This window comes from Streptomyces termitum, assembly GCF_014650175.1.
GTDB classification, from domain to species: domain Bacteria; phylum Actinomycetota; class Actinomycetes; order Streptomycetales; family Streptomycetaceae; genus Streptomyces; species Streptomyces termitum.
This window is the reverse complement of record NZ_BMUL01000005.1, coordinates 374376-388519: the sequence shown is the minus strand read 5'-3', so window position 1 is coordinate 388519 and position 14144 is coordinate 374376. Positions and strand designations below refer to the sequence as shown.

Below are 14144 nucleotides of genomic sequence, written 5' to 3'. Positions count from 1 at the left end.
GGACACGCCGAAGGCCGGTACGGATCACCGATCCGCACCGGCCTTCCGCACGTCACAGGGCGAGGACGGGCCGGACGGAGAAGTCCTCGCAGGCATCCTCGCCGTCCGGGCCGTACACGAACGAGGCCATGGCGGAGTTGCGGTGGGCGGTGGCCAGCGGCAGCCAGGCCAGGAGCGCGCCGTACCCGCCGCACACCGCCTCACCGCCGTCGCCGCCGTGCACCGCGGTGACGTCGCTCGTCAGCTCCCCGTCGTACGGGTCGTGCGCGATGCGCAGCCCGAAGGCGCCGAGCCGGCTCTGCGGCCCGGCCGGGTCCCCGTACGGATCGCGGTCGAGGGGGCACGCGTCGCCCCAGCGGAACAGGGTGCCCGCCCCGGCGCCGCAGGCGTGCTCCCACTCGTCCGGGCCCGGCACGCGCAGGCCGCGCGCCGCGAGCTCCGCGGGCAGGTCGGCGGGCGGTCCGGTCAGCCGCTCGGCCTCGACCGCCATCAGCACGGTGTCCAGGGTGACGTCCCGGCGCGGGCTGAGCTCCAGCGCCAGATGGGCGCGCAGGTCGTCGCCCCGGCCGAACCCCCGCTCCGCGCTCTTCGCGTAGTCGGCCTCCTGTCCGGGCGCGGGCCGCCACGCGTCGAGGTCGAAGCCGACCGACACCCTCCCGCCGGGCACGAGGGCGAACTCCCGCCCCCGCCACGCGATCCGCACCCGGTGCAGCGGCGCCCCGAGGTGCTCCACGGTCTCGACGGAGACCACCCGGCCCCCCACCGCCCCGGCGGCCTCCCGGGCGACCCGGCGCGCGCCGGACAGGTCCGCGGACCGCCACTGTTCGAAGGTGAGATCCCTGAGCGACATGCCCGCAGTCTCACATCCCCCACCGACGGTCCCGCCCCCGGCCCTCTCCACCGGCGACCGGCCCGCGCCGCCCCGGCGCGGGCCGGTTCCTCAGGCCACGAACGTCCGGGGCGGTTCCGCTCCCGCGCCGAGGCCGGACTCGACCAGGCGGGCGGCGGCGGCGAGGCGGGCGGCGGCCTCCTCGGCGACCGGGCCGCCGACCGTGAAGGGGAGCCGGACGTATCCCTCGAAGGCGCCGTCCACGCCGAAGCGCGGGCCGGAGGGGACGCGGACGCCGACGCGTTCGCCCGCCTCGGCCAGCCGGGAGCCGGAGAGGCCGCCGGTGCGGACCCAGAGCGTCAGCCCGCCCCCGGGCACCTCGAACTCCCACTCCGGCAGCTCCCGGCGGACGGCGGCGACCAGCGCGTCGCGGTTCTCCCGGGCCTGGGCGCGGCGCAGCTCGACCGCTTCCTCCCAGCCGCCGGTGCGCATCAGCCAGTTGACGCCGAGCTGCTCCAGGACGGGGGTGCCCAGGTCCGCGTAGGCGCGGGCGGCCACCAGGGAGCGGATGACGTCGGGGGCGGCGCGGACCCAGCCGATCCGCATGCCCGCCCAGAACGCCTTGCTGGCCGAGCCGACCGTGAGGACGGTGGAGCCGGCCGGGTCGAAGGCGCAGACCGGCCGGGGCATCTCCACGTCCCCGTCGAGGTGCAGCTCGGTCATGGTCTCGTCGACGACGAGGACGGTGCCGGCCGCGCGGGCGGCCTCCACGAGCCCCCGCCGCTGGTCCTCGTCGGCGAGCGCCCCGGTCGGGTTGTGGAAGTCGGCGACGACGTACGCGAGGCGGGGCGCGGCGTCGCGCAGCACCTGCCGCCAGCGGCCCAGGTCCCAGCTGCCGAGCCCCTCGGACATGGCGACGGGCACCAGCCGGGCGCCGGCCTCCCGCATGAGCTGGAGGATGTTGGCGTACGAGGGCGATTCGACGGCGACCCGCTCGCCGCGCCCGGCGAAGAGGTGGCAGATGGCGTCCATGGCGCCCATCGCGCCGGTGGTGACCATGATCTGCTCGGGCATGGTGGGGATGCCCCGGGCGGTGTACCGCTCGGCGAGGGTGGCCCGCAGCGCGGGCAGGCCGGCCGGGTAGTCGCCGTGGGTGTGGGCGTACGGCGGCAGTTCCTCCAGGGCGCCCTGGACGCTGCGGGTCAGCCACGGCTCGGGGGCCGGCAGGGCCGCGCAGCCGAGGTCGATGAGGGAGCCGAGGGCCTCCGGCGGCAGCGGTTCGAGGCCGCGCGCGGGCAGCGGGTTCCCGGCCGGGACGGCGGTCCAGCTGCCGGCGCCGCGCCGGGACTCCAGGAAGCCCTCGGTGCGCAGCGCCTCGTAGGCGGCGGCGACGGTGGTGCGGCTGACGGTGAGGGCGAGGGCGAGTTCGCGCTCGGCGGGCAGCCGGGCGGCGACCGGGACCCGGCCCTCCAGGACGAGCAGCCGGATGCCGTCGGCGAGGGCGCGGTAGGCGGGGGGCTTGCGCAGGCCGGGGCCGGCGGGCCGGGACTGCTGGGCCTGGAGCTGGCGGGCCAGCTGGGACGCCCCCACGGCAGAGGTCCACTGCGCCATGGAAATCAGTCCACCTTCCTCGTATTGGCCATGGTTGGCCCGTACTCCCCCGCCACAGAGTGTCATGGTCCGGTCCACCGCCACCACACGGGCCCGCATCCGTCCGCGACCGCGGAACGCCACCCGTATCCGATGTCCCGCATCTTGTATCCGATATCCCGGATCCCGTATCCGGCATATCGGATCCGACCTCCCACATCCCGCACGCGGGATCCCGTATCCCGTCATCCGCATCCAAGGGGGCACCTCCATGTCCACGGTCCCCGGCCCGCGCGGCCGGCATCTGACCCGCCGGCTCGTCCAGCTCTACGCCGGCCTGACGCTGTACGGCGTGAGTTCGGCGCTGCTGGTCCGGGCGGAGCTCGGCATGGAGCCGTGGAACGTCCTGCACCAGGGGCTGTCCGAGCTCACCGGGCTCACCATCGGCGTGGTGTCGATCGTGGTCGGCGCGGTCGTGCTGCTGCTGTGGATCCCGATCCGGCAGCGGCCGGGCCTGGGCACGGTGTCGAACGTCTTCGTGGTGGGGCTGGCGATGGACGGCGCGCTGGCGCTGCTCCCGGAGACCCGGGCCATGGCGGCCCGGATCGCCCTGCTGGTCCTGGGCATCGTGCTGAACGGGCTGGCGACCGGCCTGTACATCGCGGCCCGCTTCGGCCCGGGGCCGCGCGACGGTCTGATGACCGGTCTGCACCGGGCGACCGGGCGGTCGATCCGGCTGGTGCGCACCCTCCTGGAGGTCGCGGTGGTGGCCACCGGCTTCCTGCTCGGCGGCTCGGTCGGCGTCGGCACCGTCCTGTACGCGGTGTCGATCGGCCCCCTCGCCCAGTTCTTCCTGCGCTTCTTCGCCGTCCCGGAGCCGGCCGCCGTCGACGCCGCCGTCGCCCCCGGGTCACCGGAAGGCGCCATACTGCGGCCGTGACTCGCGTACGCCACCCCTATCTCGACCACCCCCTCCCGCTGCCCTTCGCCCACCGCGGCGGCACGGCGGACGGCCTGGAGAACACCGCGGCCGCCTTCCGCCGGGCCGCCGCGGCGGGCTACCGGTACTTCGAGACCGATGTGCACACCACCGCCGACGGGGTGCTGGTCGCCTTCCACGACGCGACCCTGGACCGGGTGACGGACGGCTCGGGCCGGATCCGGGACCTGCCGTGGGCGGCGGTGCGGGAGGCACGGGTGGCCGGGAAGGAGCCGCTGCCGCTCTTCGAGGACCTCCTCCGGGAGTTCCCGCGGGCGCGCTGGAACGTGGACCTGAAGACCGAGTCGGCGCTCGCCCCGCTGGTGGAGCTGATCGCCCGCGCGGACGCCTGGGACCGGGTCCTGGTCAGCTCCTTCACCGAGGCGCGGGTGGCGCGCGCCCAGCGGCTCGCGGGGCCCCGGCTGGCCACCTCGTACGGGGTGACGGGGGTGGCGGCGCTGCGGCTGCGCTCCTTCGGGCTGCCGGTGCCGCTGCGCGCGGGCGCGGTGGCCGCGCAGGTGCCGGAGGCGCAGGGCGGGGTGCGGGTGGTGGACCGCCGCTTCGTCCGGGCGGCGCACGCGCGCGGGCTCCAGGTGCACGTGTGGACCGTGAACGATCCGGAGCGCATGCACTCTCTCCTCGACCTGGGGGTCGATGGCATCATGACCGATCATCTGGAGACGCTGCGCGAGGTCCTCACCGCCCGGGGGGCGTGGGCCTGAGCGGGCGGGGTCCGGGGACGGGGACGAACGAGGGGGGCGTGCGGCCGTGACCGCCGAGACGACCGGTCCTGCGGGGCCCATCACCGATCCGGCCGAGCGCCGGCGCGAACAGCGGGGCTGGTACTTCTACGACTTCGCCTGCTCGGTCTACTCGACCAGCGTGGTGACGGTCTTCCTGGGCCCGTACCTGACCTCGGTGGCGGAGGCGGCGGCGGGCGCCGACGGCTTCGTCCACCCGCTGGGCATCCCGGTGCGGGCGGGTTCCCTCTTCCCGTACGCCGTGTCGGTGTCCCTGGTGGTGGCGATCGTCGCGATGCCGCTGGTGAGCGCGGCGGCGGACCGGCGCGGCCGGAAGAAGCCGCTGCTCGCGGCGGCGGCCTACACGGGCGCGGCGGCGACGACCGGAATGTTCTTCCTGGAGGGCGAGCGGTACCTGCTGGGCGCCTTCCTGCTGATCGTGGCCAACGCCGCCTTCGCGGTGGCGATGATGCTCTACAACGCCTTCCTGCCGCAGATCGCCGAGCCGGACGAGCGGGACGCGGTCTCCTCGCGCGGCTGGGCCTTCGGCTACACCTCGGGCGCCCTGGTCCTGGTGCTCGACCTGGTCCTGTACTCCTCCTACGACTCCTTCGGACTGACCGAGGGGGAGGCGATCCGGATCTGCCTGGCCTCGGCGGGCCTGTGGTGGGGCGTCTTCGCGCTGGTCCCGCTGCGGCGGCTGCGCGACCGGGGGGCGCCGCGCGCGGCGGGCGGCCCGTCCGGCGAGGGCGCGGTCGGCGCGGGCTGGCGGCAGTTGCGGGCCACCCTGAAGGACATGCGCCGGCACCCGCTGACGCTCTCCTTCCTGCTCGCCTACCTCGTCTACAACGACGGGGTGCAGACGGTGATCTCGCAGGCGGCGGTGTACGGGGAGAAGGAGCTGGGCCTGGAGCAGACGACGCTGATCACGGCGGTGCTGCTGGTGCAGGTGCTGGCGGTGGCGGGCGCGCTGGCGATGGGCCGGCTCGCCCGGACGTACGGGGCCAAGCGGACGATTCTCGGTTCGCTCGTGGTGTGGACGGCGATCCTGCTCGCCGGGTACGTCCTGCCGGCCGGGAAGCCGGTGTTCTTCTTCTGCATGGCGGCGGCGATCGGGCTGGTGCTGGGCGGCAGCCAGGCGCTGTCGCGGTCCCTCTTCTCCCACCTGGTGCCGGCGGGGAAGGAGGCGGAGTACTTCTCCGCGTACGAGATGAGCGACCGCGGGCTGAGCTGGCTGGGGCCCCTGGTGTTCGGTCTCGCGTATCAGCTGACCGGGAGCTACCGAACTGCCATCATCTCCCTTGTGATCTTCTTCGTGGCCGGTTTCGTCCTGCTCGCGAGGGTCCCCGTGCGGCAGGCGGTGACCGACGCGGGCAACCGTATGCCGGAACGGATTTAGACGCGGAAGTGAAAGGCCGGTAGTGTACGCGTTTGGCCTGCCAGGCGGACCGTTACTGCGTGCCGCTTTAGTGAAGACATTCAGTCACATCTGCCGTCAGATGTGACAAACCGGGCACTGGTGGGTACAACAAGGGGCGGCACGACGGGCGACGCATGACCCGGAACGGGAATCTTTCTCGCCGACCGGACGTTGACCGGATGACGACGACAGCGACACCTGTCCTGTGGGCGACAAGCCCGGGAGGCACGATTCATGAGTGAGCGAGCTCTTCGCGGCACGCGCCTCGTGGTGACCAGCTACGAGACCGACCGCGGCATCGATCTGGCCCCGCGCCAGGCCGTGGAGTACGCATGCGAGAAGGGCCATCGTTTTGAGATGCCCTTCTCGGTGGAGGCGGAGATTCCGCCGGAGTGGGAATGCAAGGTCTGCGGAATCCAGGCTCTCCTGGTGGACGGCGACGGACCCGAGGAGAAGAAGGGCAAGCCGGCGCGTACGCACTGGGACATGCTCATGGAGCGGCGTACCCGTGAGGAGCTGGAGGAGGTCCTCGCCGAGAGGCTGGCCGTCCTGCGCTCCGGCGCCATGAACATCGCGGTGCATCCGCGCGACAGCCGCAAGTCCGCCTGACGGACCCGACGGCAGAGCAACGCCGAGGGGCCCGGCACACGATCCGTGTGCCGGGCCCCTCGGCGTTTCCGCGTCCCCGCCGCCGGGGGCGCGGTCAGGGAGTCAGCGGCGGGCGCTGACGCCCGGTGGGCCCGTACGGCCCCTGGGGAGCGTCGTCGCGGACGACCTCGCCCGGGACGACCTTCCCGTCCGGGCGGTGGATGCGGGCCTGCTGGAAGGCGTCCTGGAGGCTTCCGGGGGGCGCCGCCGCCATCCGGCGGGCGACGGCCTTCTCCGCGGCGCGCCCGAGGGCCGCGCGGACCGGGGGCACCAGGAGCAGCAGACCGGCCGCGTCGGAGATCAGGCCGGGGAGGAGCAGGAGCAGGCCGCCGAGCATCAGGAAGCCGTTGCGGTCCCCGGCGCCCTTCCGGTCGGCCGGGGCGGGGGCGGTGCCGCTCTGGGCGGCTGCCTGGGCCTGCTGGAAGGTGGAGGTGAGGTTGGCGAAGGCGCGGCGGCCCGCCTTCTTGATGACGGCGACGCCGAGGACCGCGCCGCCGACGAGGAGCAGCAGCACGGTCAGCCCGTTCGTCGCGTCCGCCACGACGGTGAGGAGCCAGATCTCCAGCACCAGCCAGACGGCGATGCCGAGGGGGAGGAAGGTGCGCGCGCGGGAGCGCCGGGGGGCCTGCGGGGGCGGTGCGCCGGTCGTCATGGGGTCCAGTGTGCCTGGCCCGCCGCAGGAACGCCGTAAACGAAGGACCGGGCCCGGAGCGCGCGGGGCGGTCCGGGCCCGGGATGTCCGTGGGGTCCGTCGGGGTCGTCGGGTCCGGAAGGGCTTCCGGACCCCTGAGCGGGGCCGGCAGGGCCGACGGGGCCGCCGGGTCAGCCGTTCTTGCGGCCCAGGAACCTGCCGACCTTCTCGGCGCGGGCGGTGACGCCCCAGCCGGTGACCCGCCACAGCGCCTCGACGACGATGTTCCGGCTCATCTTGGAGTCGCCGACCTCGCGCTCCACGAAGGTGATGGGGACCTCGACGACGTGGAAGCCGGCGGCGACGGCGCGGCGGGCCAGGTCCACCTGGAAGCAGTACCCGGCGGAGGCGACGTCCTCCAGGCCGAGGCCCTCCAGGGTCTCCTTGCGGAAGGCCCGGTAGCCGCCGGTGACGTCGCGGATCGGGACGTCGAGCATCACGCGCGAGTAGAGGCTGCCGCCGCGCGAGATGAACTCGCGGGACTTCGGCCAGTTCACGATCCGGCCGCCGGGCACCCAGCGGGAGCCGAGGACCAGGTCCGCGCCCTTGAGCGCGGTGAGCAGCCGGGGCAGTTCCTCGGGCTGGTGGGAGCCGTCGGCGTCCATCTCGACGAGGACGCCGTAGCCGTGCTCGATGCCCCAGCGGAAACCGGCCAGGTAGGCGGCGCCGAGCCCTTCCTTGCCCTTGCGGTGCAGGACGTGGACGTGGTCGTCCTCGGACGCGATCTCGTCGGCGTACTTGCCCGTGCCGTCGGGGCTGTTGTCGTCGGCGACGAGGATGTGCGCGGTCGGGACCGCCTCCCGCACCCGCGCGACGATCGGCCCGATGTTCTCCGCCTCGTTGTAGGTCGGGATGATCACCAGGACCTTGCCGAGCGGGCCGTAACGCCTCTGGCCACCGTCGTTCACTACTGCCCCTTCGGATACTGACATGGGCCCCCACCTTAGCGAGGTCCTCGGAGTATCCCCGTGACGCGGGTGCCGCGAGGCGTGCGGCGCGGGGCGGTGGTGCGGTGCGGGGCCCGACATCCTTCGGTCCGACCCGGGATCCGCCGGCTGCGGATCGCCCGAAGGCCGTTGTCTACTGAACGTCCGGGCCCCACCCGGGTCGCACCTTCCGCCGGAGAAACCTTCCCTCGCGGCCGAGGCGCGGGCGGCGGTCGGCGCCGGCGGGGAGGCGTGGTCCGGTCGGACGTCCTGTGGTGGACGCGGAGAACCTACCCGCCCCTCACCGTCGCCTGTCAATACCCTCCTGACCTGCGGGGTTCCCGAGAAGCCGCAGGCCGGGGCGGGAGAGCCGCAGGTCGGGAAGGACCGGATGGCACGTACGTCCGGGTGGTCCGGACCCCGTCATCACTCGTTCGGACGTACGAAGACCGTCCGTCCGTGCACCACGGTCCGCAGACAGACGGGGAGCGGGAGGCCCGGGGACAGGTCGGGCAGGCCGGGCGTGCCGGAGCGCGGGTCGGTGGACCAGCGGGCGACCCGGTCGTCCGGCGCCTGGACCACCAGGTCGCCGGCGCGCCAGACCGCGTAGTCGGCGGGCGCGCCGGGCACCAGGACACCGGCGTCGTCCCGGCCCACCGCGCGCCAGCCGCCCCGGGTGTGGGCGGTGAAGGCGGCCCGGACCGAGATCCGGTGGTCGAGGGTGCGGTGGAAGGCGGCGGCGCGGACGGTCCCCCACGGGTCGAGCGGGGTGACCGGGCTGTCGGAGCCGAAGGCGAGCGGCACGCCCGCGCGCAGCAGGGCCGCGTACGGGTTGAGGGTGCGGGCCCGCTCGACGCCGAGGCGGTCGGCGTACATGCCCTCGTCGCCGCCCCACAGGGCGTCGAAGGCGGGCTGCACGGAGGCGGTGAGGCCCAGCTCCGCGAAGGCGGCGATCGTCGCGGGGGTGAGCATCTCGGCGTGCTCGACGCGGTGCCGGGCGGCCCGGATCCGGGCGAGGCCGAGCTTCTCGGCGGCGGCCCGGACGCCGTCCGTGACGGCGGTGACGGCGGCGTCGCCGATGGCGTGGAAGCCGGCCTGGAGGCCCGCCTCGGTGCAGGCGACGACGTGGGCGGCGACGGCGGCGGCGTCCAGGTGGGCGGCGCCGGTGCGGCCCGCGGCGTCCGCGTACGGCTCGTGGAGGCAGGCGGTGTGGGAGCCGAGGGAGCCGTCGGCGAAGAGGTCGCCGGCCGCGCCGAGGGCGCCGAGCGCGCGGGCCCGGTCGAGGTCGAGGTCGGCCCAGTAGCCGACCACCCGGGGGCCGTCCTCGGCGCGGGCGAGGTCCAGCAGGCCGGTGAAGTCGTCCTCGGAGGAGATCTGCGGCCCGCCGCACTCGTGCAGGGTGCCGATGCCGAGGGAGGCGGCGTGGGCGCGGGCGGCGCGCTGGGCCTCGGTCCGCTGGAGCGGGGAGACGGCGGCGAAGGCGGCGGCGCGGACGGCGTGGTGGGCGTCGCCGATGAGGGGTTCGCCGTCGCGGAAGCCGTCGAGGTCCCGGACGCCCGGCACGAGGTCGAGGAGCGCGGTGGTGACGACGGCGGAGTGGACGTCGATGCGGGTGAGGTAGAGCGGGCGGCCGCCGGTCAGCTCGTCGAGCTCGTCGCGGCGCGGGGCGCGCCGCTCGGGCCAGCGGGAGGCGTCCCAGCCGTGGCCGACGAGGATGCGGTCGGCGGGGCGGGCGGCGGCGTGGGCGCGGATCAGCTCCGCCGCCCCGGCGAGCGAGGCGGCGGAGGACAGGTCGAGGCCGGTGAGCGCGAAGCCGGTCGCGGTGGTGTGGACGTGGGCGTCGACGAAGGCGGGGGTGACGAGCGCGCCCTCCAGGTCGACCACCTCGTCCACGCCGGGGGCGAAGGCGTCGGCGGCGCCCTCCGACCCGACCCAGGCGACGTGGCCGCGCTCCACCACCATGGCGGTGGCGAAGGGGTCGGCGGGGCTGTGGACTTCTCCACCGCGCAGGAGCACGGTGCGGTGTGCGCCGGAATTCAGGCTTTCGCTCATGCGACCAGGCTAAATGCGCGGCGGCCTGGCTTCGTACGGGGTGGACAGGACGACGGTGGTGCGGCTGGAGACGTGCGCCTGGGAGCGGATGCGGCTCAGCAGGTGCTCCAGCTCCAGCGGGGTGGCCACACGGACCTTGAGGATGTAGTTCTCCTCCCCCGCGACGCTGTGGCACGCCTCGATCTCGGGGATGTCCGCGAGCCGGTCGGGGGTGTCGTCGGGGGCGCTGGGGTCGAAGGGTTTGACCGAGATGAAGGCGGTCAGCGGCAGCCCCACGGCCTCCGGGTCGACGACGGCGGCATAGCCGCGGATGACACCGCGCTGCTCCAGGCGGCGGACGCGCTGATGCACCGCCGACGTGGACAGGCCGGTGGCCTTGCCCAGGTCGGTGTAGCTCATGCGCCCGTCCTTGACGAGCAACTCGACGATCTGACGATCCAGCTCCTCCATGCGCCGACCCTATGGCCCCGAAGGGTCCCGGGCCCAGTCGGGTGCGCCCCCGTACGGGTCGCTATGGGCGGTCACGCGGCACCTGCGCAGGGCATGTGACGAACGCCACAGGTTTGCGCGGGGGGCGGCAAGCCGCCTCACGGTTATGCGGAGTTCCGCATGGGAAGGGCTTGCTGTGGTCCCGGCCCACACATATCGGCCGACCTGCCCGAGGGGGAGAGTCTCCATGCAGGAGTCTGTTGATTCCGTCGACCCGTCCGAAGAGTTCGACGAGTTCGACATCTTTGAGATGTTCCGGGTCGTCTGCCCGGAGTGCGACCAGCCGATCGCGCTGCTCGCGGAGGAGGAGGCGCTGCCCGAGCACGCGCTGTGCCCGTCGGCGTGGAACCCCTTCACCCTGACGGTCTGCCCGGGCACCGGCCGCTCCGCCGACGAGGCGCGCTCGACGGACGAGGGCGCCGGGGTCCAGGAGCAGGACACGGCGCTGCTCCTGACGCTGCCCCAGGGGCTCGACTGGCGGACGCAGCCCTTCTCGCACATCGGCGGTCCGGGCTCGCGCCCGATCCGCGCGGCGCAGCTGCGCCGCGCGGCCTGAACCGCCGCCTCACCCGGTGACGCCCGGCCAGTAGGTGCCGCGCACCATCGCCGCGAGCGAGGCCCGGTGCAGGATGAGCCGGTCGGGGTCCTCTGGGACCTCGACCTCCCCGAAGTGCGCCTGGCGGTACGCGATCCTCAGCATCACGATCGCGTGCCGCAGTGCGGCGTACAGGGTGTGGAAGTCCATGTCGCGCGGGACGTGCCCGGTCAGTTCGGCGTACCGCCGCTCGACCGCGTCGCGGCGCAGCAGGTCCGGCAGTCCCGGCTGGCCGAAGCCGACGGTCAGGTCCTGGAAGAAGCGGTGCAGGTAGACGGTCCAGCCGAGGTCCACCTCGCGGGGCGCGCAGGCCGCCATCTCCCAGTCGAGGACGGCGGCGGGGACGAAGCCGTCGTAGACGATGTTCCCGATCCGGGCGTCGCCCCAGCCGAGCACGGCGGGCCCCTCGTCGGCCGGCCAGTGGTCCTCCAGCCAGGCGAAGGCCGCCTCGATGAGCGGTGACGGCGGCAGACCGTCCACCACCCAGGCGTAGTAGGACCGTTGGGCGTCGACGTGGCGGCGCAGCGGGCTGCCCTCGCCGCCGGGCAGCAGGAACTCGGCCTCCCGCGCGGGGAACTGGTCGTGCAGCCGGGCGAGGACGCCCACCGACTCGGCTTCGAGCAGGGCGCGCTGGGCGTCGGTGGCGGCGTGCAGCCAGTTCCCCTCGTACGTGTAGGGCATGACGTCCGGCGGGACGCGGCCCTCGGCGCGGGCCATCACGAAGAAGGGCGCGCCCAGCGGCGCCGGGTCCTCCTCCAGCCAGAGCACGCGCGGGACGGGCACGTCGGTGCGGGCGGCGACGAGTTCCATCACGCGGTGCTGGCGGGCCATGTCGTAGACGGGGAAGACGGTGTACGCGGCGGGGTCGGCGGCCAGCCGCAGGGCGCAGCCGCGCACCGGGGCGTCCGGGTGCTCCAGGTCGAAGAGGAGGGTCTCGCTGGACATGCCGTTGGAGGCGGGCGCGGCGAGACCCGAGACGCGGGCGCCGGGCAGCCGGGCGCCGAGCCAGCCGGTGAGCCGGGCGGCCAGCTCCTCGGGGTCGCGGGTGGTGGTGCGGGGGCGGGGTGCCGTGGCCATGCGGGGCTCCTCGTACTCGTCGTGCGGCGCCGGAGGACCGGTCCGCCGCCTCTGGGCCGGGACGCCGCGACGGCCCCGGAGCGGAGGCGCCCGGAACGGGGGAATCCGGAACAGGGGTGTCCGAAACCGGGGTCAGGGCGCGGTGGAGGTGAAGTCGGCGAAGCCGCTGGGATCGTGGCGGCCGAAGGAGCCGTGTTCGAAGACGCCGTGGCCGGTGAGCCCGCCGAGGGTGAAGCGGGCCGAGTGGTCGGTGACGCCGTACGCGGCGAGGGGGTGGGCGGCCGGGTCGGAGAGGTCGTACACGCGGCGGTCGGTCCAGTCGCGGCCCTGCCAGGTGCCGTGCTGCCAGTCGTCGGCGGGCGGGTAGCCGGCGCCGACGGCGAGCGGGGAGGAGGCGAGGACCTCGACGCCGATCTCCAGGGGCTTCCCGGAGGGTTCGGTGAGGTGGACGAGGGCGCTCTCGGGGTGGCGGGTGCCGGGCCGGTAGGCGATCTCGGTGCGGGGCCAGCCGAGTTGGACGTCCCGTCGGCCCTCGCGGACGAGCACGGCCTGGTTGAGGGTGCGGTGGCCGTCGGCGTCCTCCTGGGCGACGACCATGACGAAGCGGTCCTCGAAGCGCATCGGGATCCAGAGCCAGTGGAAGCCCTCGGGCCTCAGTTCGGCGGCGCGGCCGGGCTCCTCGCCGGGGATCGGGCGGACGCCCCAGCTACGGTCGCGGGTGCCGGTCCACTCCCCCGGCGCGACGTCGAAGCGCTCGCCGCCCGCCAGGATCGTGCCCGCGCAGTGGCCCGCCTGGACGAACCGCCGCCCTTCGAGGGTGAGCCGGTCGCCGGTGCGCTGGAGGTGGTGCGGCTCCCAGAGGGCGGGGAAGTCGCCGGTCCAGGTGAGGTCGAAGGAGAGTCCGTCGGGGTCGGCCGGGTCGGCGGCGCAGCTCAGGCGGAAGCGCCGGAGGGGTTCGTCGACGGTGATCCGCAGCGGGCCGACGGCCGGCCGCATCCGGTCGTCGCCGAGGGCGTCGGAGGCGCGGACGGCGTGCAGCCGGTCGCCGGTGCGCAGGGTGGCGTAGGCGTCGATGACGCCGACGTTGGGGTAGACGCCGAGACCGGCGATGAGCAGGGCGCGGCCGGTGTGGTCGAAGACGTGGAAGATGCAGCGGTCGTAGACGTTCCGGTCGCCGCTGACGTGGTGCTTCATCGACAGCGGGGCCTGGTGCACGGGGTACTCGTCGAGTGCGACGGGCCGGTCGTCGTCCACGCCTGGGCTCCTGTTCGCCGGGGGTCGTCGAGGGGTGCCCGAGAAGTCGCCGAGGGAACTTCGGCGGGCCCCCGAAGAGGAGTTGACGGTACGTCAGATATGACCGCGAGGGCCAGAGGCGTGCGCCGGGAAGGAGCGCGGCGGCGGGGCTCCGGCGCGCGGGCGCGGGTGGCGCGCGCCGGGAGCGCATAAAGAAAGGGTAAGAGGCGAACTGTCGCTCGAATCCGTGCGACGGTGACCCGGCGCCCCGGGGCGCGTTGGTCCGGTCATGACCACGCTGTACTCCACACCCAGCGGAGTCGGTCGGCATCGGCAGGCCGAACCGCACGGTGAAGAATCGGTTCATCACCGGGTTCCGGACGTGTCGGACCCGCCCGCCGAGACCCCCTCGGCCCCGGTGCCGGTGCCACCGGCCCCCGTACCGCCGGCCCCGGTCCCCGCGCAGACCCAGGCCCCCCGGCGCCCCCCGCTCCCGGCCCGGCCCCCGGCTCCGGCACCCTCCGCGACGACAGCGGCACCACTGCCCGCACCGGCGCCCCCGGCTCCGCAGGCGCCCCTGCCCGTACCGGTGGCCGCGACCCCGCGACCCCCGCTGCCCGTGGCCGCGCCCCCGGCGGAGCCCGCACCCCTGCCCGCTCCGGTTCCCGCTTCGGTGCCCGCGCCGGTTCCCGTGCAGGTCCATCCGGACCCGCCGATCTACCAGGCGCTGTACTCCCTCTGGGCCAGCCAGGGGCGAGCCCTGCCCGGCCGGCGGGACGCCGAGTGGGCGCGGCTCGCCGCCGGGCCGGTGTGGGCCGACCGGACCGTACGGGTCAGCGGGGTCCTGGTCCCCCGGGGCGAGGCGCGCTGACCGC

General features: G+C 74.6%; 14 protein-coding genes. 6 read left to right on the top strand and 8 right to left on the bottom strand.

Annotated elements, in window-relative coordinates; genetic code table 11:
- Positions 1–52: 52 nt before the first annotated feature.
- Positions 53–850, bottom strand: a complete 798-nt coding sequence (locus tag IE219_RS12760; RefSeq protein ID WP_189976763.1) for a hypothetical protein — start codon at positions 848–850, stop codon at positions 53–55.
- 90 nt (positions 851–940) lie between these two features.
- A complete protein-coding gene (locus IE219_RS12755) occupies positions 941–2440 on the bottom strand; it encodes an SCO1417 family PLP biosynthesis transcription factor (protein ID WP_189976762.1) in 1500 nt (499 codons plus the stop codon).
- Between the two features lie 250 nt (positions 2441–2690).
- On the opposite strand from IE219_RS12755, the gene yczE reads away from it, so the two are divergent.
- The 4 genes from yczE to IE219_RS12735 all read left to right on the top strand — a co-directional run bounded on the left by yczE (position 2691) and on the right by IE219_RS12735 (position 6167).
- Complete coding sequence (gene yczE, locus IE219_RS12750) at positions 2691–3359, top strand: membrane protein YczE (protein WP_189976761.1); 669 nt, start codon at positions 2691–2693, stop codon at positions 3357–3359.
- Positions 3356–4120, top strand: a complete 765-nt coding sequence (locus IE219_RS12745) for a glycerophosphodiester phosphodiesterase family protein (protein WP_189976760.1) — start codon at positions 3356–3358, stop codon at positions 4118–4120. Before yczE ends, IE219_RS12745 begins: the two co-directional genes overlap by 4 nt.
- A gap of 46 nt (positions 4121–4166) precedes the next feature.
- The gene (locus IE219_RS12740; protein WP_189976759.1) at positions 4167–5537 is read left to right on the top strand and encodes an MFS transporter; all 1371 of its coding nucleotides are present in this window, start codon (positions 4167–4169) and stop codon (positions 5535–5537) included.
- 255 nt (positions 5538–5792) lie between these two features.
- Entirely contained in the window at positions 5793–6167 is a 375-nt protein-coding gene (locus IE219_RS12735; RefSeq protein ID WP_015032218.1) for an RNA polymerase-binding protein RbpA, read from the top strand.
- A 94-nt stretch (positions 6168–6261) separates the two neighbouring features.
- Here IE219_RS12735 and fxsA read toward each other — a convergent pair whose 3' ends face one another.
- From fxsA to IE219_RS12715, 4 genes are all read right to left on the bottom strand, one after another.
- The gene (gene fxsA, locus IE219_RS12730) at positions 6262–6858 is read right to left on the bottom strand and encodes an FxsA family membrane protein (protein ID WP_189976758.1); all 597 of its coding nucleotides are present in this window, start codon (positions 6856–6858) and stop codon (positions 6262–6264) included.
- Positions 6859–7028: 170 nt separating this feature from the next.
- A complete protein-coding gene (locus IE219_RS12725) occupies positions 7029–7805 on the bottom strand; it encodes a polyprenol monophosphomannose synthase (RefSeq protein WP_189976757.1) in 777 nt (258 codons plus the stop codon).
- A 444-nt stretch (positions 7806–8249) separates the two neighbouring features.
- Positions 8250–9875 carry an amidohydrolase gene (locus IE219_RS12720; protein WP_189976756.1) on the bottom strand — a complete coding sequence of 542 codons (1626 nt, stop codon included), beginning with the start codon at positions 9873–9875 and terminating at the stop codon, positions 8250–8252.
- A gap of 9 nt (positions 9876–9884) precedes the next feature.
- A complete protein-coding gene (locus IE219_RS12715; RefSeq protein ID WP_189976755.1) occupies positions 9885–10325 on the bottom strand; it encodes an Lrp/AsnC family transcriptional regulator in 441 nt (146 codons plus the stop codon).
- Between the two features lie 226 nt (positions 10326–10551).
- Between IE219_RS12715 and IE219_RS12710 the strand changes: the two genes are divergently transcribed.
- Positions 10552–10920, top strand: a complete 369-nt coding sequence (locus IE219_RS12710) for a hypothetical protein (RefSeq protein WP_189976754.1) — start codon at positions 10552–10554, stop codon at positions 10918–10920.
- 9 nt (positions 10921–10929) lie between these two features.
- Here the strand turns inward: IE219_RS12710 and IE219_RS12705 are convergent, their stop codons facing one another.
- Positions 10930–12036 carry a phosphotransferase family protein gene (locus IE219_RS12705; RefSeq protein WP_189976753.1) on the bottom strand — a complete coding sequence of 369 codons (1107 nt, stop codon included), beginning with the start codon at positions 12034–12036 and terminating at the stop codon, positions 10930–10932.
- Between the two features lie 132 nt (positions 12037–12168).
- Entirely contained in the window at positions 12169–13290 is a 1122-nt protein-coding gene (locus tag IE219_RS12700) for an Rv3169 family protein (protein ID WP_189976752.1), read from the bottom strand.
- A gap of 670 nt (positions 13291–13960) precedes the next feature.
- Here IE219_RS12700 and IE219_RS12695 point away from each other — a divergent pair.
- Entirely contained in the window at positions 13961–14140 is a 180-nt protein-coding gene (locus IE219_RS12695; RefSeq protein ID WP_189976751.1) for a hypothetical protein, read from the top strand.
- The last annotated feature ends 4 nt before the right edge of the window (positions 14141–14144 follow it).

Coding starts and splice junctions, on each gene's coding strand:
- IE219_RS12760 (WP_189976763.1), bottom strand. CDS start 850: ATGTCGCTCAGGGATCTCACCTTCGAACAGTGGCGGTCCGCGGACCTG.
- IE219_RS12755 (WP_189976762.1), bottom strand. CDS start 2,440: ATGGCGCAGTGGACCTCTGCCGTGGGGGCGTCCCAGCTGGCCCGCCAG.
- yczE (WP_189976761.1), top strand. CDS start 2,691: ATGTCCACGGTCCCCGGCCCGCGCGGCCGGCATCTGACCCGCCGGCTC.
- IE219_RS12735 (WP_015032218.1), top strand. CDS start 5,793: ATGAGTGAGCGAGCTCTTCGCGGCACGCGCCTCGTGGTGACCAGCTAC.
- fxsA (WP_189976758.1), bottom strand. CDS start 6,858: ATGACGACCGGCGCACCGCCCCCGCAGGCCCCCCGGCGCTCCCGCGCG.
- IE219_RS12720 (WP_189976756.1), bottom strand. CDS start 9,875: ATGAGCGAAAGCCTGAATTCCGGCGCACACCGCACCGTGCTCCTGCGC.
- IE219_RS12715 (WP_189976755.1), bottom strand. CDS start 10,325: ATGGAGGAGCTGGATCGTCAGATCGTCGAGTTGCTCGTCAAGGACGGG.
- IE219_RS12710 (WP_189976754.1), top strand. CDS start 10,552: ATGCAGGAGTCTGTTGATTCCGTCGACCCGTCCGAAGAGTTCGACGAG.
- IE219_RS12705 (WP_189976753.1), bottom strand. CDS start 12,036: ATGGCCACGGCACCCCGCCCCCGCACCACCACCCGCGACCCCGAGGAG.